Source organism: Sporosarcina cascadiensis, assembly GCF_009650995.1.
Lineage (GTDB): Bacteria > Bacillota > Bacilli > Bacillales_A > Planococcaceae > Sporosarcina > Sporosarcina cascadiensis.
Window position 1 is genome coordinate 101,343 of sequence record NZ_WHVV01000003.1, and the last position, 24,372, is coordinate 125,714.

The following is a 24,372-nucleotide window of genomic DNA, read 5'->3' on the forward strand; positions in this document are numbered from 1 at the left end:
TAGTCATGGTGTAGATGAAATGACCGTACAAAACCTACGGAAGCATATCTTGAAACACTTGGAATCCCTGAAAATGGATCACCTTCAGGGGATTTTGAGAGACCGTATACTGACCGACACGTACCGTAGTGTGAGAAGGTCGAGGGATAGCCACTCCCCCCTCCTACCCGATTAAGGTGTTCTTTACCTTGAACTAAGTTTATAATGGGAATTTATTTCCCATAGTTAATAGAATGATCAGATATATAGAATGGTCCCCCCGGGGCTCTTTATTTCTAACAATAAAATAAATAATAAGACTAATTACCGTCAGCAAATTTTATCAATTTTGCTATCCTAATAGATTTTTCAAATTGTAAAAGGAGAAGGGGAAATGTGGAATAGCATCACCGGTTATGAAAACATTCGGAAATAGGATTCCGTCTTTTGCAGATAAAACAAAGCAAAAAGTAAAACACATGATTCAGTGCACGTTATGATGATGACCAATGATGTCAGCGTCTCATCCAGCCGTACTGTTCCCCTATGCTACAATGTTGTTGGGGGTGGAGCAAGTGGATGAAAAATTATTAAATGAAGACCTAGAGAAGATGCAACCTTTTTTACTGAAATGGTTTAGAGAATACAATGTGATGATGCTCAATTCTCCGTTTAAGACATTGGAGTATGAAGTGTCTATGGATGGTTTCGCTCCTGTGAAAGATATGCTGAGTCAAAGCCATCTCTACTCAATTTTTGAAGCCTTTCGCGAACTAGTAAAAACACACTATTATTCTCAAGCTGCCTATACAATAGAAAAAGAACTAATAGAAGAAGGAGAAATTGAATGGAGCAATTATTGGAAGTATGAAGTGAAAAACTACTATTTCAGAAGTATCATACCCAGAATTGTATCTCTGTTAGACTATGTGGCCATAATGATAAATGAGTTATCTCAGCGTGAGTTGATTTCAAACGTAAGGGGTGTCTATTTTAAAACTCTTACGTCATCCTTGACGGCCCGTAAAGCAAAAGCCGGATGGCTATCTTATGAAGAAATCAAAGAGCTAGACATGATATTATCCCATGCTTATCTGCAGGTTACACAGGAGGAAAAGGATATTTTAACACTCTTTAGGCATACATCAACGCACAGATACTTCGTAGGGATTGACGAGTTAACCGTTCCGTTTCAAAGAAGAGAATTATCAAAGCATGAGCGAAAATTTCTACAATCGCAATATAGTTATGGATTTAGGGGGAAACCTGAGTATTCCTTTGATGAATTAAACGGCACTGTCGAAAAGCTACTGAACAATATAGACGACATGCTCTCCCGGTTGATGGAGATGGATATGATGCAGAACTCAGTACAGCGAATAGAGAACGGATAAAGGCAGTTCGTAAAATTCCTTGCAAATCCGTCTCATAAATTTGAAAATATGAGTGACAGTCATTTGCGCAACAACGTTAGGGAAGCTGTACAGTAAATGGAGAAGTACTTTTAAATTGGCGGATTTTTTTAGCGACCAATGTCAACAGTTGATTATGTCATTACTCATGAGTTAGCACATTTAAAACATTTGGACCATTCACAAGCCTTTTGGGATACATTAGAGATGTTGTATCCAGAGTATGAAAAACAAAAGGAATGTCTACGTTTGAATGGTCGTAAACTGAATATCTAATGAAAAAGGGATCCTACGCTAATTAACACGTGGAATCCCTTTAAATTTAAAAGAGAACTAGACGCATCTAGTTCCCTTAAGTGCAAGCCGAAGCAGTGCACCGCAATTAGTTAAGTATATTGTAACATGTATTTATCTATACCCACAAGTAGAAAATTAAATCATATATAGTCTCTCAAATTTTGCATTTTTCTTCTGAAATCAGATCCCATAATCGTTGTATGAATGGGGACAGGAATTAAAGTCCTAAGGTTTTCAGAATATGCTTCAAGGTCTTTTAATATTTTTCGCATTTCTTTCTTAGATACATTTAATTTTTTTAGTAAAACAATCATGATTATAAAATAATCGATAATATTATTAAACGCAATATTGTTAATTGTCGTCTCGCTTTGTAGATATTCCGTCAACCTACTAGGTGGATTAGTCTTTTTAAAACGACAATCAAACACTACTCCATTATGTGCAACTGCATTTCTAAGTTCTTTTATTAGAAAGATGATATCCTCCGGTATACGGCCATTTTGATTATGTGAAGTGGTATGAATACCTAAATCTTCGGCAATTCTTATTCTATTGGATAGGTCCAGACATTGTAAAGGGAACCCAAATTCTCCCATATTAATCACTTCGAAGATTGCCCAAAGGGGAACTTGTTTATTATTATGTAGGTAATGCTTAATCACGTCTTTCCCATCAGCATAATTATAAGCGATACCAGATAAAATTTTATTCTTTAGCTCCAGGCGTTTCTTCATTTTATCTCTGTACTTACTATTTCCCACATTTTCTGCCTTATAATCAATTAACATGTGTGTGAAAATATGTTCGAAATCGGCAGAATTGTTGGCTATAAGTGTATTTAAGGTATAATTCTTTAATGCGGTCTCTGTAAACATAATATGTGGATATAGTAACCCCTTGAGTTGGGCATCAAACTTATAAATAGCAACAAGTTCATCGAAATCTTTAAGAGGTATAATATTATTTGGTTGACCTATAAAACGATAGCCTTTAAATCCATGAAAATAACCCATGTTCATTAGATCTCTTTTATTTCGACTACCACTAATTTCAATGCTGTGTTTGTTTCTTAAATGTTTCATCAATGCATTCATTGATTTACCTCTAGTCAATCGCTGCACCTCCAATATATATATAAGGAATTTATTTATACTGTCTCTCCGCCAACGACATAAAGTATCCTGTCAGCATCCCAACTTGTATATTCATAACACGTTGCACAAGCTGTAACAACACTTTTGAGGATAAGTCACGCTTAAAGTCATTCTTCTTATGAAACCGAATTGACTTAACCACGTAGAATGTCAGCTGATTTCCATAGATGCGATTCGAGTTGCTGTAATCTTAATTGTGTCACGGTGGACCTCCTGAAGTTAAACTCACTATCGTTATTATCAATTTAATTACTACTGAAAGCAATGGAATTAGTTTAAATCAAGAGGTTTTCATGGATATGAATTGAAAATAGACGTAGGATTTCGAGTCCCACGCACGCCTAATGTAAGTTGTATGCTAAATACTACTATAGTGTTTTTTTAGTGCCTCACTAGGTTTTAAGTTTGTATAAATGGAGAGATTAAGAACTTTCCCCAAACTGATTATATTATTCTTTAGTTGCTACATCTAGAAATGAAAAAATAATGTCTTTAGTTATCGCTGTAGCATAACCGATTTCAGCGATTGTTCCGAATGGGTTTTGGTCTTCATGATGAAGGTGAAAAATACTATCTGCTTGACCTAGCTGTGCCAACCAAATCTCTTTTACTTCTTGTTAAGTTAAATGAATGCTGTAACAGCCCGATTTGATTGCGTGTTTTTCTTTACGATAACTTTTGTTGTAACGATAAACAAAATACATAACGAATGCAGAAAAAACGCCTACATACGCGGCGCCAATAGCGGACTCATTCAGCCATTTGGCTACGGCATGAGTTACCTGTACATAAAAAAATGTTTTTTTCTCGTGTTATTTGTATGTAAATGTTGATGTACAGTCATTTTAAAGACCCTAATTCATATGCGAATTGGCGACCTGTTTCGTGCTTTATTTTGTGTTTTGCACCACTCAAATGAACGGGTTACATACCTACTAGCGAAGTACGATATTAACCATAATGAATTGTTTGGCTTGTTAGAGAGGAAATTGCACTTTCTGTTATAAAAAGCACAACATGAGCGTCATATCAAGATGGGTGACTACTACACTTATGATGGTGCCGCGAAGCGGATAATGGAGCTAAAGGGTAAACAACATCGGACGAAAGAACAGGCAATTGAAGTCCATAAATTTAAGAGGCTGCTGGTTCAATCCCTAACGCCTTGCAAGTAATTCAAAATGACGCTGATGGTGTACCCTGAACGAATCAAGGGAGCAACAGGCCAGCATAGCTATCAGACACTCGCCCTATGTTTTCAGATGAGTCTTGGCGGATAAATATATCCAGAGTACTACAGAGAAATACAAGGAATAGAGTACAGACTATCGGATAAGTGTTGAACTAAAAAGAACCGGGCGGTTTATGCCCGGTTTTTCTTATTTTAAACTAAGGTATACATATTTATCGCTAAATAAGCTTTTTGTAGTTAACATTTAAATTTTGTGTATATAAAATAATTATATATCTTGCGATTATGAAATTCAGTCTATATAATAATGAATATATATTTTGAATAATGAGAGATGGAGGTATACTATGCCTGAAAACAAAAAGCGTGAGAAATTTGAAGAACTTGCCGAGAAGCGAGTAACAGAAACTCTAAAAAAAATGCGGCTGATTGGAAATCTGTCGAATCGAAATAACTATGATTATACAGATGAGCACGTGAAGCAAATTTTGTCGAAGCTAGAGGAAGAGTTGAAGATCTTGCGAACTAAATTTAGCGAGAGTCATAGAGAAAAGGAGTCTACATTTAAATTCAAATAACAAAAGTAAATTAATGATGTGGAGGCATGAATATGGCGGGATATTGGAATTTCCCAGCGGTTGCTGGTGGGCAAGTGAATTCAATTAACAACGCAGGAATCGAAACCTTCCGTGGCGATGAATTGAATTCTGTTGGAAGAGAGGCACTACAAAACTCGGTAGATGCACAGCATGATGAAACCAAGCCAGTCATTGTTGAATTCAGTAGCTTTCAACTTTCGAAGACTGCCTTTCCGAATCATCAGGAATTCCTGAGAGTTTTCGATAACTGTGAGGCTACTTGGAAGGGCCATAACGTTAAATGTGAAAAGTTCATTGAGCAGGCGAAAGATATTTTATCGCAACCTTCGATTAATTTCTTGCGTATTAGTGATTTCAATACCAAAGGGTTAGAGGGTGCCAACTCGACGGAACTCGGGACACCTTGGAGCTCACTTATTCGTGAGGCTGGCTCTTCGAATAAAGGCGATAGTTCAGGGGGAAGCTTCGGTATTGGAAAATCTGCACCAGCAGCAAATTCGAAGCTGCGTACGCTATTCTATGATTCTTTAGATATTCATGAAGTAGCTTCTCATATTGGTGTTGCGAACATCATGTCCTTTGAAAAGGATTCCAAAATTACGACAGGTGTAGGATATTTTACGGGTGATGAGAACTCACGCGCTATTACAGGATTACTGGGCTTAGATCCATACTTTGTTCGAACAGAGCCGGGAACAGATATTTATATTTCGGCCTTCAATACGAATGAGCCATGGAAAGAGCGATTATTACACTCCATTTTAATGAACTTCTTTATTACAATTCATCTGAAAAAGCTTGTTGTACGTATTGAGGAACTTGAAGTGAACCATGAAAATTTAGGTGAACTGATTCTGGAGCTTGATGATACAGAGGATTTCCGTGCTCTGAAGAATTACTATCAGCTACTAGTTTCCGAGGATACGGTGGTTGTGCAGTCGCCGGAGCGTAAGTATAAAACACTCGGTACATTTAAAGTGGGAGAAGCAACTCTATTTTTAACAACAGGTGACGAGTTAAACCGTCGTGTCCTCATAACACGTAAGACGGGGATGCGTTTGTTCGAGCGCGGCCGTATTAGCGCTAGCATTTCGTTCACGGGGATTCTGATGATTACTGGAGAAAAGATGAACCAGGTATTCAAGGAACTTGAAAATCCTGCGCATACAAAATGGGAAACGAATCGTTACGAGGCTGATCCAAAAGCTGCTGAGAAGGCGATGAAGGAATTATTCAAATTTGTTCGTGATACAGTCCACGAGAAATTCCAAACAGAGGAAACGGATTCGATGGATGCTATTGGCCTGAGTGATTTCCTACCGGATGAGATTGCAAGCGGGCAAGGACAAGAGCAAAAAGAATCCCTCACAATCAAAATCAAGGATGTAAAGCAAAAAACAAAGGAAAAGGTTAAACCAAAGCCAAGCACGAATGAGAAGGATGATGTCAACGGATTGCTAATCAATACAGGGATTGGTGACGAGGACGGCGAGGGTGATGATCCAAATAATAACGGTGGCAAACATAGTGGAGGCGGGGGAAAGGGCGGAGCTGGCTCTGGTCATGATGGTAATCAAAAGGAAAAAAAGGAGAAAAATAAGCCGATTGAAACAATAATTCGCTACCTATGCACAGATAAAGCAAAAGGTGTTTATCGTGTAAATGTTTCACCAAATAAGAAGTTTTCACGAGGGAAGTTTGAGTTCCATGTTTCTGGTGAGCAAAGTGAGGTAAAGCTACCAATTTCCTCTGTTTCATCAGCTCAAATCGAGGATATTTCTATCCGCGAAAATATCGTTCGATTCACAAATAAGGCCGGTAAAAAAGATATTATTATAGATGTTCAAATTGGCTATGATGAGTACTGCGCGTTAGAGGTGATGCTATATGAAATTTAATCCTGCCCTACCTTATCCAGTACTATCAAAGGGAAATGACAGTTATGTTAATTCGTCATTCGATGTACAGTTGATCTCAAAAAAATCATTTGGCCAGCTTGTACTAGAGGTTGAATTTGCACTTAATAATGCAAGTCTACAGGATTTGATTAATCAGGGTAAAGCCATCTTCGCTTTACATATCGAATGTCCGCAGACAAGCCTCCGTAGGTTGGTTAAAAGTGATTTGCAAACATTAACAATTAAAATTGATGAGCATCAGCTACGTGGGAGAATAGACGTCCATACGTTTATCCTAGCGAATGAGCGCATTGTTGACTATACGAATGCTGACTGGAACAGCTTCTATATAGGCGTTCCTATTACCTATGATAAGGGGAATATGCTTGCATCCGGAAGTGCCGTGGAAATCGTTCTTCATGAGGAAGCCGTAGAGGAGCAAAGTTTACCTTCTATCGTGACGGTTCGACGTGCTGGCAATCGTGAATATATCGGCATTGAATTAGGCACCAATCAAATTTTAGTGTTACTACCTGAGCGATTGTATAAGCAATATGCTGAATATGGAGAGAGTAGATTAAAGGATACGATTTTATCTATGCTTATTTTACCTGCCTTAATAGATGTGTTCCATACTATTAAGGTCGAGCCAAGTACCTACGAGGATAATCGTTGGTATCAGGTGTTGGTGCAAATCTTCGAAAATAATCATGTACCCTTTGAGCGTGTATTAAATGATCAAATGCCTGTCATAGAAGCAGCCCAATTGGTGCTCAGAAATCCACTGGTTGCTTCATTTAAAGAGATAGAGAAATTTCTAGCACAGGAGGACTAACGCATGAAGATTCAATATGTAACAGAGAATGCCCTACAGGATTTACTTGCCAAACATGCTATTTATAAAGTGCATTATCTTTCGCGTAATGAGGATTGGTTTAAATCATACTTTGCGCAGGAAGGTGTCGTACTCGATTCGAAAATTGAATATGTACATCCAAATTTTAGCTTCAATCCTGACTTTTCGGTAAGTGATTTTGAAAATATAAAGGCGATGTACGAGGCGCTCAAGCATTTAACGGTTTCGCAGGCTACGCAGGAACGTTTGTGGGTAGGGTTTGCCCACTTGCAGATGCGTGATTACTTCAACTTCCGTTTAAAGGATGATTTAGATAAGAAAAATGAAAAAAGACTGAAGTCGGCACTGTATTTTGTGAATGGTGCGAAGCGCTCTCTTTTTGTGCATGTGTTGGCTCGTCTATGGTGGGTTGGCTACATGACCTATGATGAAAGCAATCCTAAGAATCCATACTGGTTAACGGAATTTTTCTGTGCGCGCGAGTTTTCAGGGCGTAGTGTTTACTTCTTTTCAAGTAATTTCACGGGAAATCGTACGATTACAAAGGGCGTTCTACGCGCTTTGAAGAAGTTGAATGATGAGGGTTTTGAGATGAAGCGAGCTCACTTTGTAGAGGCGGGTCGCTATTTGAATATTGTTGGCGGCGCAATGATTTTAGATATGCTAGATGAGGATGAGGTAGCAGCGATGATCGAGTCTCGAATTTGTAAGGTATTTGAGCTACAGCCTGTTGCTGTTTAAATAGGGGCTGGTGAGTTACTACTCTCTAGCTTTTTCATTGTTTATTTTGTATTTTCAAAGATGAAGACATCTCTTTTAAAAGCAAAAACCGCCCTCGTAGACTTGGCAGTCAGGGCGGCCTTAAGATAAAGCAACGTAAAAAACGTTAACTAAGCATAGCCGTACCTCAACTTCCCGATCGCTGTAGTGGCTACTTATTTATATTCTGATACTTCTGCTCTTATTATACCCTATATGTTAAAAAGTAAAAGTAGGTCCTATTAAAACTATTAGTCTTACGACATAAATCCTTGCCTCCGAATAGGCATTTTAATCAAACCGAAGCTAAAGACGATGTTAGCGATTCTCAAAACATACAATAAAGCGACGTGGGCGCTGGTATGGAGCCATTCTAGTAGAATGGTGGTTCGACTCCCGCCGTCTCCATGTTGTAAAAAAATATGGTTTCAAACAGTTTCAATCAATGCGAGAATTCTTGTAATCAAAGTTTTTTTTGGTCTTTAACATCTAATTTCATTATTTTAGGTACCAGGTCCTCATACAATTAGAGAACAATTCTGAATTGAATTTGATTTGTTTGGGGACCCGGTACCATTCTCTATTTCCTAAACAAATATTAGAAAAGGATGATACGGTGGCTGCATTGCAATTAGCGAAAGGTACTAGGTTCTCGTATAGTCCATCTGCTCAAACAATTCTTGCACGCTGCCCACTTTTTTATATGGAGCAAACTCCCCATAAACTCTAGTGACAGTCTCTAAATCGCCTCCGCCTAAAACACCCAGCTGAAAATCAATTCCACGGTTTGACTTCATCACACCAATAGCTTCTTTCTTTGACATCGGTAAAATAGCTGTTGCTTTAACACCAGTTCTCCTTGCATATAGAAAAGAATATTCCATTTTATTGTCCTCCTGGATTACGACCTCTATTCTCTAGCCAATAACCCTCAAATACCGCTCCAATTCCTTCTCTTCACAATCTGCAACAAATTCCATAAAAGCATCGTAATACATGCTTACAGCAGCCTGATCCAACACATCATAATAATCAAAACAACGTTCAGTTTCTATAATCACCGGCAAATAACCAGACCGGACAAGCTCCAACTTTAAAAGTAAACGAGCTGTCCTGCCATTCCCTTCTGTAAAAGGATGGATATTGATAAACTTACTGTGCAAAATCGCCGCTCTTTCTACTGGATGCAAATCCTCGGCTACTCTATACCAGCTGATCAAGTCAGACATCAACTGAGGCACCACGACTGCATACGGCGGCGTATGAGATGCACCGGAAATGATCACATTTCGATCACGGTATTTCCCTGCATTTGCTCTGTCTATATTGTTCAACACAATACCATGCAATTCTTTAATCATTATTTCAGAGAAGGGAGCATCATTTTTCACTATTTCCTCAGCGATCAGGATTGCCTCTTTATGATTCAGCACTTCCAAATGTTCTCTCATTGATTTTCCGGCTATAGTGATGCCCTCCTCCAGCACTGCCTTGGTTTCATAAATCGTTAATGTATTTCCCTCAATCGCATTGGAATGATACGTACTTTTTATTAAAAAATCCTCTTGAAGTTCTCGAATGATTTCTGTAGAAAGCGGCCGTTTCTTATCAACTTTACCTTTTAATAACGTCAGCCTATCCATTTTCTCTTTCAAAGTCCTTCCCCTCCCTAATGAAATAAGAGGTATTGTCCAAGAGCTTTCTCTTGTTCAATACCTCTTAACTTCGTGCTATTTCACCTGTAATCAGATAATAGAGACGGCGGGAGTCGAACCCACGTCCAAAGGTTGAGTATCAATAGAACGTAGTCAAAGCGTAGTCATCTAACTGTATCTCCATATAGCTAGCAAACCCTCGAAATTGATGATCCCAGTCGATGCCGTCAATATCTAAAACACTTTAGAACAGCCTTACTATAAGCCATAATTGATGTACGACTTATTCATTTGATCAATATGTAGGGATATTCTTTACTGGAATAATTTTCTGAATAATGGTATAGGTTAAATCAGCAAAGTTAGAATGGGGCACTCATATTAATGACATATGAAATTCCTGAACTTTTTGGTTAAGGTACCAGGTCCTCACACAAATCAGGAACAATTCAAAACTATATCGGGAACTGGTACCTTAACTGAATCTTCCGCGTTGTCACTCCCTTTTCTCCTATATAGACAGTGAGTCGAAAAAGGATACACAGTATACCCGCAGAAACTTTAGACCCCTCCTGTATCCTATTTGCTAAATTCTCCTATATAGCATATAAGAAGTGCGTTCTGCTGTCTGCTTGCCTGCTGCAAAAAAAGAATTGTCAGCAACTTTTGATCAGCATCTTTGCCATTATGACCAACTGCAGCTGTTCATAATGAGCAGTCAGGACTGTTCAATATGAGCAAACCATTACTTAAAGAACTTAAGAGCATTAAAGAATAATATGTCGGGTTACACCGCGACGATATGTCTATGAGACGAATGCTATTCTGAAATACGGCAGTCATTGCAAGTAAATCCATACAAGAGTGTTTAAGCTGTACGAAACAAATATATAGTAACAGTTCAATCTAACAGTATAAATTGGCTTGTGTAATTGATGCGAAGAAGATCGGAATTTATCTAAATATAATTTATATACTGTGATAATAGTTTCGTTATTTTCCAATGATTGTTATAATTGTAATTAGATTATTACAAAGCGGGTGAACGAATGTCTTCCATAGAAATTTTATCCTGGCCATTTCAGCAAAACGCCATAAATCAAATCGACAGTAAACAAGACTTTTTGAACTATCCAGTAATCTATATTTTAAATGGTAAAAGAGAAGCGTATATAGGCGAGACTGTTAACTTTAAAACCCGAATCAAAACGCATATTAAAGACAGGAAAAATGTTGACGAGGTAAATTTAATTAAACATGAAGAATTCAATCGCTCTGCTACATTTCATTTAGAAACGAAATTAATCAACTACTTTTTGGGTGATGAAAAGTATACTCTTCAAAACAAAAGTAAAACAGCAAGCAATTTCACTCATAACTACTATAATAAACCGCACTATGATCAGTACATTTTTCAAGAACTTTGGCGGAAATTACATGAACGCCAGCTGGTTAATAACAACCTACATACAATTGAAAATAAAGACATTTTTAAATTATCACCTTATAAGGAGTTAACGCTGGAACAGATAGATTTAAAGGATAAAGTGCTTGAATTCTGCAGCGCACAACTGCATACGAAATCAGCAGAATACGGTAATTTATTAGTTGTTGAAGGTGAAGCGGGTGTCGGGAAAAGTGTGGTGTTAAGTTCAATTTTCAACACTGTTCAAGAACGTACAACGGAGAAATCCTCTGAATTTTATGGAACAGAAAATTACTTAGTCGTGAATCATGAAGAAATGTTTAAGACATATAAAGGTATAGCTAAACGTGTTAAGCATCTTAAAGCCAAAAATTTTGCGAAACCGACTCCCTTGATCAACAAATTGCAAAAAGAGGATAAGAAAGCAGACATTATATTTGTAGACGAAGCACATTTACTTTTGACGAAACAAGATACATATAACAATTTTCATGGTGAAAATCAGTTAGAGGAGTTACTTAAACTCGCTAAAGTAGTTGTCATCATTTATGACCAGGATCAAGTCTTGAAATTGAAAAGTCTGTGGGGAGCAGCCATGCTGGAAAAGCTGAAAAAGCGTAGCAACTGCCATGAAGAATATTTACTAACCAATCAATTCCGTATGCAAGCAAATGACAGGGTAATTGATTGGATTAATAATTTTAAACGTAAGAGACTAACGCCGGTTCCGAAAGATGAAGGATACGAGTTAAAGTTGTTCGAGACATTGGAGGAAATGCATAAAGAAATAATAGAGAAAAACGAAAAGTTTGGCTTAAGCCGCATTGTTTCCACTTTTGATTACCTGCATAAGAAAGACGGCAAAACTTACTACGTAAAGGAATCCAATGGTGAATATAAGATGCCATGGAATACTACCAGTACTAAATTCACCTGGGCTGAAAAAGCAGAAACAATTAATGAGGCGGGTTCCATTTACACGGTACAGGGTTTTGATTTGAACTATGTAGGCGTCGTATTGGGGCCATCGGTTCAATACGATGAACTGAGAGACGAAATTATTATTGATACCAGCAAATACAAGGACAAGGGAGCTTATACGGGAGCGGATGGCATTGAGGATTTGAATAAGGCAAAAGAGCAGATCGTTTTAAATTCAATGAATGTTCTTATGAAGCGGGGGATTAAGGGGCTTTATATTTATGCCTACGATAGAGCGCTGCGGGAGAAGTTGTTGGAGTATCAGGAATTGATTGAGTGATAGTAAAAGCAAGGAGTGACTAATTTGAGAATACTAAGCGCTGTTTATGTTGCTGACGATGGTATTAAGAAAGAACTCATCCTTAGAGATATCACATCATTTATTTACGAGGACCAACTAAAGGGCAAATTATATTGTCCTTCAGAGAATTGCAAAGCAAGGATTAGTTATAGTAGAGGAAAAAAAGCACATTTTAGAACTTGGAGAATGGACGAGCATTCAAATGAATGTATTTTCCGTTTTGATAGAATTGCGCTGAATACAGGTGTTAATACAACAGAAACTATAAACGTTGAAATACCTTATAGTAGAAAGCAAAAAGCATTACAAGAAGCTTTTAGAATAATGAATTTAAGTGAGGAAGAAAGGGCGGCACAGTCCAGTAATACAGATTCGAAACCAAGAAGTAGAGAAAGAGTTATTACAAGATCTAAAAAAAGTGTGACTGGTATGCAAATGGTTTTATTTGATGGAGAAGAATATGACCATCAGCTTTTGAAACCTCGGACTTATATCTGGAAACGTCTTGTCGATGAAATAACGCTAAAGGATATAGGGGAAATTCGCTTAGTGATGGGAAATGTAGTTAGTGTTAGAAAGATAGGTGAAGTCGCAGAATTAGTAGTAGAACACAATAATCAGAGCATAAAAGTAGTTTTCGAAGAGGCATTTATAGCGGAAAGACTGAATTCCAGCTATTTAAATAAATTTTGGACCATAGAGCGCCTAATGAAAGAAACAGGAAATGTCCAATTTACCGGTATAGGTGACATTCGGAAGAAATCAGTCGTAGAAGTACCAGAATTAGTAATTTATCACGGGTCAGATTTTAAAGTGAATAATATAGATATGTCTAGCCTCGCTGTTCAGTTTGTGAGAAGGAATTTTGAGGAAGAGCAGGATAGTAGCTGAATTACGGTAAAAATAAGCATATATCTTTTAATCTGACACTGCGGTCTTCTCATATCTCAAGAACAATTCAGAATTGTATAGGGATCTGGTACCCAAAAGAAATGCAATACATGCGTATCATGATAGAGGTATCAAGGACTTTATAAACTTCCGCGTTCAGATTAAAGAATACCTATTACTTCTAATAAATGTATTAAATAGGATTCTATATCCAAATGACATATATGCTCCTGATTTTAAGCTTTAGTAACTAGCCAATGTAATTCCTAATACGTTCATTTATAGGATTCTAGAAATGTTATAAGAAATCTAATATATTCTATTAAGCAGATGGGGTGGCACTTTGTATATTAAAAATTTACAAATACAAAACTATAAGCAACTCGAAGAAATAAATTTAAACTTTAAGAAAGATAGAGCGAAAGTAGTTGCTGGGGAAAATAATAGTGGAAAAACATCTATAATTAGATTGATTCAAGAAATCGTTGGTAGTCGAAAACTGAAGCCAATGGAGTATTCCATTTTAAAAAGACCTCAGTTTGAAGAGGAATTAAAATCTTTAGTGAATGAAGATATTAATTCGGATGAGTGGGAAAAAAAGTATCAAATTTTCACGGACAAATTTTCGATACAAGTTAAATTTGAAATTGAATATGAGGAATATGAGAATATCAGTGAAATAGCTGGGTACCTAATGGATTTAGAACCAGGAAGGAATAGCATATACTTTTTATTACAATGTATAATTCCTAAAAGAATAATTCTTGAAAATGTTGAACAATGGAAAAATGAAGTTTTTTCTTTTGATAATGTGTTTGCACATAATGAATGGCACTGCTATTACACAGACTTCCAATTCTTAAATCGTAAAGAAATTAGCTTGAAAGACTTTTCGAAGCTGTTTAACATAGAAGTGATTTCCGCAAATAAAGAAATTCTAGATCAAGAGAAAAAAGGACGGGAATCCATTGCAACACATACCATAGGATATCTTAAAGAAACAAAAGAATGGGACGAAACATATAAAGAGATAGCAACCGTAACTAAGGATGCGATTGATGGTACCGACATCAATGCTACAATCAGAGAAAAATCAATTGAAAACTTACAGGCTTTTTTAAAAAAGGTTCGAGAGACAACGGGAGAAAATCCCTTGGAATTATTTACTAGCATAAAACTAGAGTCTAAAAATATTGAAGATCTGTTGAATGGCGGATTGAAAGTACTGTTCAAAGGACCTAAAGATCATGACCTAGATGAATTTTCTCAAGGGCTCGGATATAGTAATTTAGTGAAAATGCACTTAGTCATAGAAACATTTATAGAGAAAATCAAACAGAAAAATTCATTGGAAAATAAAGTCCACTTAATGATAATTGAAGAACCAGAAGCACATTTACATCCTCAAATGCAGCGTGTTTTCATGGAATATTTATATGAAAAGATTGAGACCGTTGAAAATAAAGGAATACAGTTATTAGTAACTTCTCATTCACGTGAAATAGTGCAAGTCACAAGATTAAAGGACGTTATTGTATTCAAGAATAAACACTATAAAACGTCAGCACATGAGCTAAATGAGATCGTGGATATGGAAAACTTTTTATATAAAATCAATATATCTGATTTAGTATTTGCTGATAAAGCGATCCTTTATGAGGGAGATACCGAGAGAATGTACCTAGAGTATATAATCAAAACAAATGAGAAATTCAGGAAATTAAGGCAATCTTACATAGCTTATATCCAAGTCGGTGGGGCGTATGCCCATAAATATAAAAATATATTAACCACTCTCAAAATCCCTACATTGATTATTACGGACATAGATTATGGGTTAGAATGTAAGTCTAAAAAGGAAGTTCTTGAAAGTGAATCGACTAATGCAGCTTTTAAGGAATTTTTGGAAACAAAAAATGTTGAACAAATTTTTATAGAAATAAAAAGTATGGATAGCACAATTAAAATAGTAACACAAGGTTTAGAGGATGGTCTTGCTAGAACACTAGAAGAGGCAATGTTTAATAGATTAGGATTTAATGTGTTTGATCGCCATTTAAAAGAAGATTGGAAAAAAATTAGAAACCTTAGTGGATTAAATTTTACAGTTCCGCGAGAAGGAAACTGTTTCACATCTAGAGATATTGTAAAAAGTAGCGAGAATAAAAAAGTAGACTTTATGTACTCCGTCATTGCTGCTGGATTACACGAGCGAGCGCTTCCAATCTATATTGAGGAGGGGCTAGAATGGATTCAACAACAGAAAATTTAATCATTATACAAGCGCCAGCTGGAAGTGGTAAAACAACAAGTATAGAAATTTATCTAAAAAATAAAATTGCTAACCATGAATTCAACAAGAAAGTTCTATGTATTACTTACACCAAAAGAGCAGCTGAAGAATTGCAATCAAGAGTATCTCATGAGTTGATTCATATTTCGACAATTCACTCATTTATATCCAAGTTTTTTATTAACCACTTTATAGAACCGCGAGTCATTGATCTTTATATGGAATATAAGTCAAAAGAAATTGAGGAGGAGTTGTTAAAATATAATACATACTCCGAGGAGGCGGGAGTTGAAAAGCCGTTTTTATATGAGAAATATGCAATGTTAGAAGAAGAGTACGGCCCTCTATGTTCTGAGAATTTAAGGGTTATACTAAGTACTAAGGGTCTTAAATATAATGAGAGAAAATGGAGTAGTTGCGTATTAGGAGAGTTATCGCATGATGATTTACTAACGTTTGCACAGATATGTATAAGCAAAATAGAAAAGTTATCATTTAGATTACGGGCGATGTATGAAGAAATTATTATAGATGAATATCAAGACACGCATTCTGATATAATTTCTTTATTTCATAAAGCTGTAAAAGCTACCGATACAAGCTTGAAATTGATAGGTGACCAAATGCAAAATATATACAAATCAAATCATTTGAATATTATAGAATTGCTGGATGAATTTAAAGTAGATAAAACAATGCTTACGAACTACAGATCATCCCAAGAAATCGTAGATATTTTAAATGTTGTATATAATAATACTGAAATTATACAAGAATCAAATATTGGTAAGTTAAATATTAGACCTAAGTTTTATGTAACAGATGAACCAAAAAAGATTAAATTACTAAATGATTCTTTAATATTGGTACCGACTAATAAGGAAGCTTGCTCTGATGCAGAAAGCATATATAACATATTAAAAGATTTTAAAGAGTATAGGAATAATAATAGTAAAAACATAAAAATGACAGATGTAATTAACTTTAAAGAATCAGTTGATCCTCTATTTCAGTTATTAAATCTAATATATTCGATAACGGAAGCTTATGAAAAAAAGGACTATCCCACAGTTTTAAATGGAGTTAAAAGTGAATTAGAATATACAGCTCATAGTGTTAAAAAACTGATAACCCAAAAGGTTGAAGGGATTATAAAATTACAAAACAATCTTACAATTGGAGAGTTTTTTGGTGGAGTCAAGAAATTGGGGTTGTGGGATAAAGAAATAGATTCACTGTTTGAAGAAGACAGATATGAAAAATTCTTAAAATTACAACTATCTGAATATAGCACTCCAAGAACAATTGGGAGTAAATATTCAACCCAGCATGGTGTTAAAGGTGAAAGCCATGAAAAAGTAGTAGTTTATTTAAAGGATAGTAAATCAAATGGAGTCTATATGTATGACTTTCTAAACATTTGGACAAAGTATAACACTAATTTAGAAATTCTAGAAAGTTGTTATGTAGCTATACAGGATTGTAAAATAAATCAGCAGATCTTAGAAATTGAGAATCGGTGCTCGAATAAGACTTTAAATGCACAATGGTTTAACGATAATAAAGAAATTATCGATCTAGTGCAAAAGTTAAAACAAACACATTCTAATTTACCGATTTTACATTATTTGTTACAAGAAAATGTAGAAGAATTTCTTGAAAAAGAAAATAACAGTTGGTATTTAAAAACAAATGTGGGACGAAGAATAATTAGTAAAATAGAAAATATAACTACTACGTATAAACTGTTTTATGTTTGCTTATCAAGGGCAAAGAAGCAGTTAATTGTAATTTTAGATAAGGAAAAGGCGTCTGAAAAGTTAATTGAAAAAATGATAACCATTGGATTTGAATATGAAAACATTGAAACATGAATGGACTTAGATTTTTACACATTTTCTTGCCCAATTGTGTTGCTACTTCACGAGATAAGGTAACTATTATATGAAATAGATTAAGTGAGAAATGATAAGGTATGTTACCAGGTCCCCACACAACTCAGGAACAATTCAGAATTGCTTAGGGGCCGGGTACCTGGGTTTACACACAGGCAACGAAATTTGGTTAAGAAGAAAATAAAAAACGTCAACTCTTTTAATCGGAGTTGGCGTTTATTTGATAGGTTGAGATTTACAAGGAATCTCATTTAACTATTTCCCACACTACTGGATTCCGTTTCATAAAGACTATCCTCAATCAATGCAATTCTAAGGCCAAGCGCAGCAGCCACTTTCTCTAAAGTGTCCAGACGTGGAATAGCGTGTTCTTTCTCCAGTCTGGCGATAGCTGCTTGTTTTAATCCAGCTCGATCAGCTACTTCCTGTTGTGTGAGACCAAGCTGGATTCTTCGGGAAATAAGTTGGGCGACAATCTCAATCTCACTCATTTCTCTTGGTGTTAAAGCTGTTATTTGCTTTTTATAGTCAGCCCATTTCATCGAGAATTTCCTCCTTCCATCTTAATTTGAACCATATTTTATATTATTGCTAATCTCAATATGGTTGCATGGTGCTGTAATTTTATATAGTAAATATGTGAGGAGAGGTCTGTGAATGAGGGAGGGCATGCCCTTCCGCCTCATACCATGGTTTTTCGTTCTCAAGATCGGCCATGGGAATTTTCAATCCAGTCGAGCATTTCTCTTTCAGCTCTTTGGATTTCACGTTTAGGAGTTTTCTTTGTGCTTTTTCTAAAAGGATGTAATAACACAATTTGATTGCCTTCCCAATGAAAGAAAAATATCCGATAGTTGTCTGGCCTTAATTCCCAAATGCCATTGCCTATAAATTTTGTGAAGGGTAAACCAGATCTGCTGCCTGTACCTTCAAGGACTTCAATATAAAGAAAAATTTTGGAAAGGAGTTGCTTTGCTGGTTTATTGCGGGCAGACTCATTTTGCAACTGATCCAATAAGTCTCTTACAGGAGAACGACCACGGCTATCTTCGTAAAAGATGACCTCATAATTCATATTATGTCCTCCCGAACAAAATTTATAACACTTATGTACTAAAAATAACATAAACGTAATTAATTATCAAACTAAGTAGTTTAGTTAGTTGTATTAAGACAAGGCATCTAAAAATTGAGTTCAAAAGAAACTTGAAACTTTCTCCCGACTACCCCGTCTGTACGCTGAATTGACATACAGAGCAATGTTGGGAGGCTGGAAAATTTGAAAAAGAAAATTATAACGGCATTTGGCGCATTGGTAATGGCATGCAGTTTGCTGGTTGCGGGCTGTGCCACCGCTGGGGAAGAAGTGTTTTCTGATGTGCCGGCGGGTATGCATTTTGCGCTGGCGGTGAATGAACTGGCGGAACGGCATGTCATTGGCGGCTATCCGGATGGAACTTTTAAGCCCGGCAATCCGGTGACACGCGGACAGGCTGCTGCCATGATTGTGAAACTGACAGGCATGGACACTTCCAACGTGAAAGATCCGCAGTTCAAGGATGTTGCGAAAACAAATGGTTCTTATCAGGCAATTGCTGCGCTGGCGCAGGCAAATGTCATTGGCGGCTATGAAGATGGCCGGTTTGGACCGAATGATCCGGTGAAGCGTGGACAGCTTGCTTCTATTCTTGTGAAAGCATTCGATTTGCCGCGCTATGATTTCTACGGAATGAAAAATCCGTTTACAGATATCGCGGGCAACCAGTCGCACAGTGCCAGCATTTTAATACTGCACCAGTATGGGATAGCGGGCGGCATTGCGCCCGGCCGTTTTGGTGTGAATGAACCCGTGACGAGAGGGCAGGCAGCGAAGATGATGAAGGCGGCAGAGGAGAAAAAACCTGCGATGGTTTCATTCACAGCGGAAGAGCTTGGGATGGACGGTATTTATTCAGTGATATGGGAAGAGGATCAGGACGTGTATGAGCCGATTGTCGCCCGCGACACAGTGTACGGACCGCCCAGACTGCAACTTATTGCACTGCAAGAAGGAACTGCAACACTGAATGTCAGCGGATATAACGGGGACTCGCCGGTGAATGAAGATGAGGATATTTACCGGAAATATTATGTGCATGTCAAAAAGACAGGTGACGGGCTGAAACTGTCGATGGAGGAAACGGATGATTATTTGCCGACAGAGGCGCCGCTGGAATTGTCTAAAGGTGAGAAAATCAAGAACGTCAGTCTTTATTCAATAAATGGCACCTTGCTGGATGATGAAGCAGCGGCCCTCCATACATGCAAAGAGGATCAAAAGACTTGTATCACGATCCGACAGCCTGGCAGCTATTATGCCGTTGCCCGATTGGCGGGCGGAGAAGAACTCCACTATGCGATCCATGCGAAAGAGCCGGAGCATGCGTATTTTCATTATGACATGGATGTGCTGAGAGAGCGGCCGTCTTACACATTCGACACAGAAGATCTGTTCAAACAGAATGGCTACTATAACAAAAAAGCAGCACGACAAATCGGAGAGCATACAGTCTTTACGAAAAATGCAGAAGACATTGCGGATATTACTAGAGATCCCGGAACGAACGTTTTTCATGTCACAGCCAAAAAACCCGGTACAATCGAAGTGAAATTTGAACGTCCTGTCTCCTTCCGCGGCGAAATCGGGGACGGAGTATCGGGCATGATCACCGGAATGGAAATAACGGTTCGGGAGCTGAACGGCCTGATTACTATTTCTGCTTCGCAAGTGTATGAGTTTGATGCTTAATAAAGGAAAGGGGTTTGACAGGCGTACAGGGAAGGGAAAAGGATGAGTACTCAGCTGTTTGCGATCGCGATAAGTCCACACACTAAGGAGGTGTATGCAATGAATAAATTTGCGCGGTTAATCGGCATCGGAATAATAAGCGGGCTTATTTTAGCAGTTCTGCTGCAAGTTGTCTATTGGTTAACCGGAAATGAAGCATACATCTTACTTTATAATGTGGATTATTTTCCTTTGATATATGTCTTCAGTGAAAGTGCCTGGTTTGGTATTTCCTTTCACTTTATGTTTTGCATTGCCAGTGTGGTTGGCCTTTATTATATATTATCCTTTATTGGCTGGCAGTCGTTCATTTGGCCGTACATTATTGTTTATACAGCAGGCAGCGGCGTGTTATATTTTTTAACATTATTAACGGAAAAGCCGCCTGCTGCAGATGACGGCATGGCCTGGTTTTATTGGACAGCCAGTCATTTGGTATTCAGTATAGTCGTCGCTTGGTTAGTGAGACGGTTTGTTGCATCTAAAAGTAAGTACTAGTTCTCGAAACAAATCAGAAACAACTCTGAATTGAACTAGAGTTGTGTGAGGACCTGGTACCTTCCGAAAAATCTTTGAAACTTTTTCCGGATTCCTGCGTCTGTACGGTGTTACATAGACAGGAAGGGAAGATATGAAATGAAAAAGATGATGATGGCGTTACTGAGTGCAATCGTGTTGGCTTGTGGTCTGCCTTTATCGGCGGGAGCGGCAAGCAGTCAGCCGTTCACGGATGTCTCGCCGAAGCAGCCATACGCGAAGGCGGTGAACGACTTGGCGGCACGCGATGTTATTGGCGGTTATCCGGATGGTACGTTCAAGCCGGGGAATCCGATTACGAGAGGGCAGGCCGCTTCCATTATTGCGAAGATGCTAAAATTGGATACGACGAACGTCAAAAATCCCGGGTTTACAGATGTCTCAACGAAAAATGGCCATTACCCGGCGATTGCAGCGCTGGCTGAAGCGAATGTGATCGGTGGCTATCAAGACGGCCGTTATGGTCCGAATGATCCGGTGAAACGGGGGCAGTTTGCTTCGATCATCGTAAAAGCATTCGATTTGCCGCGATATAATTTCTACGATACAAAAAATCCGTTCAAGGATGTCGTGGAATATCAATCACATGGTACGAACGTGCTCATCCTGTACCGCCTTGGAATTACTTCAGGTACGTCTCCTGACAGATTCAGCATCAATGCGCAGATTACGCGCAGCCAAGCAGCTGTATTATTGACGAAAACCGAGAAATCGAAGCCGGCGATGGTTACGGTGCGGGCGGATGAACTAGGGTTTGATAGGATAAGTGTTCATTCGGAATCGGGTGGAATCTATCAAGATCTTGATAATAAAAATGAGTTGTTTCAAGCAATCTACACGTATGGAAAAGACCCATCAACAGACGGGCGGGTTCAATTGATTCCACTGAAAGAAGGAAAGGGCACTCTCGCTTTACACGGATGGAAAGGCTCGCAGCAAGAAATTAAAAAGTATTACGTGCAAGTGGAAAGAGTGAATGGAGAATTGCGGCTGACGATTGAGAAAACGAATGATTATTTGCCGACTGCAGCGATCTTCGACATGCCTGCAGCAGAAAAGATTACTAGTGTCAGCATTTATACAGTGGACGGTGCATTGGTGTCCGATGATGCGACATTCGGAACGTACCAATACCCTGCCCGCAAGTATATTGTGATCGACAAGCCGGGTGACTACATTGCGACTGTGCGTTTTGCGAATGGAAAAGATGTGCGATTCGCAATCGAAGCAAAAGTACCGGAAGATGGGTCATTTTATTATGACACGGAGGTGTTGCAAGAACAGCCTTCGCTTACGTATGATGTAGCTGCGTCGTACGATGGATATTATACCTATGACAAAAAAGCCGCAAATAATATAGGGAAACACACGATACTCACTGAAAACGCCGAAGCGATAGCAACGGTAGAGCGGGAGCCGGGAACGGGCATATTCCATATTACAGCGAAAAGCGCAGGCACAATCGATATGGAATTTGAAAATGGCGTCTACTGGATGCTTGGCGAGCCGGGTGACGCCGTGTCAGGCATAGATAGAGGGAGAACGATCCAGGTAAAAGAAATGCATGGCATAGTGAATGTATCTGTACGCTCTATTTTTGACATAAATCCCGATATGTAACGGGCGCGATCGGTGCAATGGATATTATTGATCTTAAGTGAAGGTACAAGTGTAAGAAACAAACGTGAATGTTTAAACAATCATGTTTGTTTCGCGCACAGGTACTTTTATTACATAGTAAGCTAGTCATGCAGGTATAAAGTGACCATTACCATATCTCCGCCACTTTTACCTATTGAGTCTTTAATTTGTTGTTTGATCGAAATGATCTTATCTTTATTTCACGGTACTAGACCCTCATACAACTCAAGAACAATGCAGAATTATACATCGGGACATGGTACCTGAAATCATGCACAAATGCGCTTGTCCGCTATGCAAACAAAGTCATGATCCACTACTGGTATGCTGCAGTGACTTAAGAAATCAGACGGGCGTAGTTAAGGTACCTCTCATTACGAAGGTTTATCTTCCTTTTTATCGCTCTTTTCTTCCTTCTGATTGAACAGTAGGGGAGGTTACGTGAGCGAATTTCAAATGCTTACTTATTAAAATGGTTTCTATTATAGTCCACAGTTCTCTAATTCTACCATTGGGTAACCTGATGGATGCTTTTTGGTCTTGGTCATCCCTTTTGACGTGTAAGTGGAAAGGTTCGGTACTTGTTTGATGTTCTTTACTTTCTTCATGTGGTTCAGAGTGAAATTTTACAATAATTGAACCAGTAGAGGAATAGAAATCATAGTGGTAGTACTCAATAAATCCATCTTTTATTATCTCTTGACAAGAAATTTTTGTTAAATCAGAAAATACAATAGTTTTCCGAACAGCACCCGGTTTCGAGGGTAGCCCATTAGCGCCGTCTCTGATTTCCGTGATTTCATCAAATTCCTTTTCAAGCAAATTATAGTTAGTCTTTGGAATTCCTGTTGACATTTAACTCATCAAACTTTCTAATGAAATATAACCAAGCAGCAGCATCAGTTTGTTCTTGGGATGATAAGTCATCCATAGAATCCAATGTACTCTCGAAATTCCCCCCGTACTTTCTTTCGTAAAGTGTTATCTGTTCAACTAGGAATAAAAGTTCATCTGAATCATTTAGATTTTCTTCTTGTTCTTCTTCCCATTCTTTTACGATATTACCGACAGTATACATTTTACCTGTTCTAGATTTCCACAAAGTTTTTGCACTGATTCGTGCTTGCGAGTTTTTCTCAGTTCTTTCAACGCCCACGAATCGTCCTTCTTTAATCCAATTATTGATAGTGGTGATCGATACTCCAAAATACTTTGCAATTTGCCCGGTAGTATAAACGGTGGCAAAATTTGTGTCTTCGGCTGCGATTTCCGCCATAATTTCTAATGTTTCCAAAAGATACTTTTTCATTTCTTCGGGCCTGCCTAGGATTGACTCATCCAACTTACTTAATTGAAGGTTGTTTATGTTAGTTTTTTCTAAGTAATTGACTAATACTTTGAAGAATAATAAACTATCATCTTCATTTTCAAAAATACGTCGTGTTAATTCAGGTGTTCTTTTAACAAATTCCTTTTTTTCGAATGTTGTCAACATGATCATCACCTCTTTACCTCCTAGCATAAACGAACTAAAACTAAACTGCAAGTAACTGAAATTGAAGTTCATGTTAATCATTGTACTCAATTGAATATTTTTTATACCTGAAAAGGGTACTTATATGAGAAACAAACGTGAATGGTTAAACATTCATGATAGTTTTTGCACAAGTACCTTTTTTGACGCTGCAAACTAGAAATATGTACAGACGGGAGTCAAATAGTTTTAGGGAGTGATAATACCGCACCATTGCAAATCTCTTCGATTCTGTCCATACT

Annotated in this window: 21 protein-coding genes; 13 read left to right on the forward strand and 8 right to left on the reverse strand. The window is 37.7% G+C overall.

What is annotated here, in order from left to right:
• The first annotated feature begins 554 nt into the window (after window positions 1-554).
• Window positions 555-1,373 carry a hypothetical protein gene (locus GDZ68_RS04460; protein WP_153721066.1) on the forward strand — a complete coding sequence of 273 codons (819 nt, stop codon included), beginning with the start codon at window positions 555-557 and terminating at the stop codon, window positions 1,371-1,373.
• 138 nt (window positions 1,374-1,511) lie between these two features.
• A complete protein-coding gene (locus GDZ68_RS04465) occupies window positions 1,512-1,667 on the forward strand; it encodes a YgjP-like metallopeptidase domain-containing protein (protein WP_153721067.1) in 156 nt (51 codons plus the stop codon).
• A gap of 161 nt (window positions 1,668-1,828) precedes the next feature.
• Here the strand turns inward: GDZ68_RS04465 and GDZ68_RS04470 are convergent, their stop codons facing one another.
• Window positions 1,829-2,803 carry an Abi family protein gene (locus GDZ68_RS04470; protein WP_153721068.1) on the reverse strand — a complete coding sequence of 325 codons (975 nt, stop codon included), beginning with the start codon at window positions 2,801-2,803 and terminating at the stop codon, window positions 1,829-1,831.
• A gap of 491 nt (window positions 2,804-3,294) precedes the next feature.
• The gene (locus tag GDZ68_RS04475; RefSeq protein WP_153721069.1) at window positions 3,295-3,441 is read right to left on the reverse strand and encodes a hypothetical protein; all 147 of its coding nucleotides are present in this window, start codon (window positions 3,439-3,441) and stop codon (window positions 3,295-3,297) included.
• Between the two features lie 943 nt (window positions 3,442-4,384).
• Between GDZ68_RS04475 and GDZ68_RS04480 the strand changes: the two genes are divergently transcribed.
• From GDZ68_RS04480 to GDZ68_RS18185, 4 genes are read left to right on the forward strand one after another with little or no spacing between them, the layout of a single operon-like run.
• Window positions 4,385-4,615, forward strand: a complete 231-nt coding sequence (locus tag GDZ68_RS04480) for a eukaryotic translation initiation factor 6 (RefSeq protein WP_153721070.1) — start codon at window positions 4,385-4,387, stop codon at window positions 4,613-4,615.
• A gap of 32 nt (window positions 4,616-4,647) precedes the next feature.
• Complete coding sequence (locus GDZ68_RS04485; RefSeq protein ID WP_194841055.1) at window positions 4,648-6,534, forward strand: hypothetical protein; 1,887 nt, start codon at window positions 4,648-4,650, stop codon at window positions 6,532-6,534.
• Window positions 6,524-7,369, forward strand: a complete 846-nt coding sequence (locus GDZ68_RS04490; RefSeq protein WP_153721071.1) for a hypothetical protein — start codon at window positions 6,524-6,526, stop codon at window positions 7,367-7,369. The genes GDZ68_RS04485 and GDZ68_RS04490 overlap by 11 nt, the downstream gene beginning before the upstream one ends.
• Window positions 7,370-7,372: 3 nt before the next feature.
• Window positions 7,373-8,131: a DUF6339 family protein gene (locus GDZ68_RS18185; protein ID WP_228551008.1), complete on the forward strand. Its 759-nt coding sequence runs from the start codon at window positions 7,373-7,375 to the stop codon at window positions 8,129-8,131.
• Between the two features lie 662 nt (window positions 8,132-8,793).
• On the opposite strand, the gene GDZ68_RS04500 is transcribed toward GDZ68_RS18185, so the two are convergent.
• Complete coding sequence (locus tag GDZ68_RS04500; RefSeq protein WP_153721072.1) at window positions 8,794-9,033, reverse strand: hypothetical protein; 240 nt, start codon at window positions 9,031-9,033, stop codon at window positions 8,794-8,796.
• Window positions 9,034-9,066: 33 nt separating this feature from the next.
• Window positions 9,067-9,804 (reverse strand): Fic family protein, encoded by a 738-nt coding sequence (locus GDZ68_RS04505; protein WP_228551009.1) that lies wholly within the window; start codon window positions 9,802-9,804, stop codon window positions 9,067-9,069.
• A 1,049-nt stretch (window positions 9,805-10,853) separates the two neighbouring features.
• On the opposite strand from GDZ68_RS04505, the gene GDZ68_RS04510 reads away from it, so the two are divergent.
• The 4 genes from GDZ68_RS04510 to GDZ68_RS04525 all read left to right on the forward strand — a co-directional run bounded on the left by GDZ68_RS04510 (window position 10,854) and on the right by GDZ68_RS04525 (window position 17,570).
• Window positions 10,854-12,491, forward strand: coding sequence for a DUF2075 domain-containing protein (locus GDZ68_RS04510; RefSeq protein ID WP_153721073.1), 1,638 nt, complete (start codon window positions 10,854-10,856; stop codon window positions 12,489-12,491).
• 24 nt (window positions 12,492-12,515) lie between these two features.
• On the forward strand, window positions 12,516-13,403 hold the full coding sequence (locus GDZ68_RS04515) for a hypothetical protein (RefSeq protein ID WP_153721074.1): 888 nt from the start codon (window positions 12,516-12,518) through the stop codon (window positions 13,401-13,403).
• 343 nt (window positions 13,404-13,746) lie between these two features.
• On the forward strand, window positions 13,747-15,675 hold the full coding sequence (locus GDZ68_RS04520) for an AAA family ATPase (RefSeq protein WP_194841056.1): 1,929 nt from the start codon (window positions 13,747-13,749) through the stop codon (window positions 15,673-15,675).
• Window positions 15,651-17,570 carry a UvrD-helicase domain-containing protein gene (locus GDZ68_RS04525; RefSeq protein ID WP_153721076.1) on the forward strand — a complete coding sequence of 640 codons (1,920 nt, stop codon included), beginning with the start codon at window positions 15,651-15,653 and terminating at the stop codon, window positions 17,568-17,570. The genes GDZ68_RS04520 and GDZ68_RS04525 overlap by 25 nt, the downstream gene beginning before the upstream one ends.
• A gap of 272 nt (window positions 17,571-17,842) precedes the next feature.
• Here the strand turns inward: GDZ68_RS04525 and GDZ68_RS04530 are convergent, their stop codons facing one another.
• Window positions 17,843-18,133, reverse strand: coding sequence for a helix-turn-helix domain-containing protein (locus GDZ68_RS04530; RefSeq protein WP_153721077.1), 291 nt, complete (start codon window positions 18,131-18,133; stop codon window positions 17,843-17,845).
• A gap of 161 nt (window positions 18,134-18,294) precedes the next feature.
• Complete coding sequence (locus GDZ68_RS04535) at window positions 18,295-18,666, reverse strand: type II toxin-antitoxin system RelE/ParE family toxin (RefSeq protein ID WP_153721078.1); 372 nt, start codon at window positions 18,664-18,666, stop codon at window positions 18,295-18,297.
• 204 nt (window positions 18,667-18,870) lie between these two features.
• On the opposite strand from GDZ68_RS04535, the gene GDZ68_RS04540 reads away from it, so the two are divergent.
• The 3 genes from GDZ68_RS04540 (at window position 18,871) to GDZ68_RS04550 (ending at window position 22,575) form a co-directional block, all read left to right on the forward strand.
• Window positions 18,871-20,379, forward strand: coding sequence for an S-layer homology domain-containing protein (locus GDZ68_RS04540; protein ID WP_153721079.1), 1,509 nt, complete (start codon window positions 18,871-18,873; stop codon window positions 20,377-20,379).
• Window positions 20,380-20,478: 99 nt separating this feature from the next.
• Window positions 20,479-20,916: a hypothetical protein gene (locus GDZ68_RS04545; protein ID WP_153721080.1), complete on the forward strand. Its 438-nt coding sequence runs from the start codon at window positions 20,479-20,481 to the stop codon at window positions 20,914-20,916.
• Between the two features lie 138 nt (window positions 20,917-21,054).
• Window positions 21,055-22,575: an S-layer homology domain-containing protein gene (locus tag GDZ68_RS04550; protein ID WP_153721081.1), complete on the forward strand. Its 1,521-nt coding sequence runs from the start codon at window positions 21,055-21,057 to the stop codon at window positions 22,573-22,575.
• Between the two features lie 417 nt (window positions 22,576-22,992).
• Here GDZ68_RS04550 and GDZ68_RS04555 read toward each other — a convergent pair whose 3' ends face one another.
• Window positions 22,993-23,451, reverse strand: a complete 459-nt coding sequence (locus GDZ68_RS04555; protein ID WP_153721082.1) for a toxin-antitoxin system TumE family protein — start codon at window positions 23,449-23,451, stop codon at window positions 22,993-22,995.
• Complete coding sequence (locus GDZ68_RS04560; RefSeq protein WP_194841057.1) at window positions 23,426-24,100, reverse strand: MerR family transcriptional regulator; 675 nt, start codon at window positions 24,098-24,100, stop codon at window positions 23,426-23,428. The genes GDZ68_RS04555 and GDZ68_RS04560 overlap by 26 nt, the downstream gene beginning before the upstream one ends.
• Between the last annotated feature and the right edge of the window lie 272 nt (window positions 24,101-24,372).

What these genes read in the sequence shown, in the direction of transcription:
- GDZ68_RS04465 (WP_153721067.1), top strand. Translation starts at nt 1,512, where the DNA reads ATGTCAACAGTTGATTATGTCATTACTCATGAGTTAGCACATTTAAAA.
- GDZ68_RS04480 (WP_153721070.1), top strand. Translation starts at nt 4,385, where the DNA reads ATGCCTGAAAACAAAAAGCGTGAGAAATTTGAAGAACTTGCCGAGAAG.
- GDZ68_RS04485 (WP_194841055.1), top strand. Translation starts at nt 4,648, where the DNA reads ATGGCGGGATATTGGAATTTCCCAGCGGTTGCTGGTGGGCAAGTGAAT.
- GDZ68_RS04490 (WP_153721071.1), top strand. Translation starts at nt 6,524, where the DNA reads ATGAAATTTAATCCTGCCCTACCTTATCCAGTACTATCAAAGGGAAAT.
- GDZ68_RS18185 (WP_228551008.1), top strand. Translation starts at nt 7,373, where the DNA reads ATGAAGATTCAATATGTAACAGAGAATGCCCTACAGGATTTACTTGCC.
- GDZ68_RS04500 (WP_153721072.1), bottom strand. Translation starts at nt 9,033, where the DNA reads ATGGAATATTCTTTTCTATATGCAAGGAGAACTGGTGTTAAAGCAACA.
- GDZ68_RS04510 (WP_153721073.1), top strand. Translation starts at nt 10,854, where the DNA reads ATGTCTTCCATAGAAATTTTATCCTGGCCATTTCAGCAAAACGCCATA.
- GDZ68_RS04525 (WP_153721076.1), top strand. Translation starts at nt 15,651, where the DNA reads ATGGATTCAACAACAGAAAATTTAATCATTATACAAGCGCCAGCTGGA.
- GDZ68_RS04530 (WP_153721077.1), bottom strand. Translation starts at nt 18,133, where the DNA reads ATGAAATGGGCTGACTATAAAAAGCAAATAACAGCTTTAACACCAAGA.
- GDZ68_RS04535 (WP_153721078.1), bottom strand. Translation starts at nt 18,666, where the DNA reads ATGAATTATGAGGTCATCTTTTACGAAGATAGCCGTGGTCGTTCTCCT.
- GDZ68_RS04545 (WP_153721080.1), top strand. Translation starts at nt 20,479, where the DNA reads ATGAATAAATTTGCGCGGTTAATCGGCATCGGAATAATAAGCGGGCTT.
- GDZ68_RS04550 (WP_153721081.1), top strand. Translation starts at nt 21,055, where the DNA reads ATGAAAAAGATGATGATGGCGTTACTGAGTGCAATCGTGTTGGCTTGT.
- GDZ68_RS04555 (WP_153721082.1), bottom strand. Translation starts at nt 23,451, where the DNA reads ATGTCAACAGGAATTCCAAAGACTAACTATAATTTGCTTGAAAAGGAA.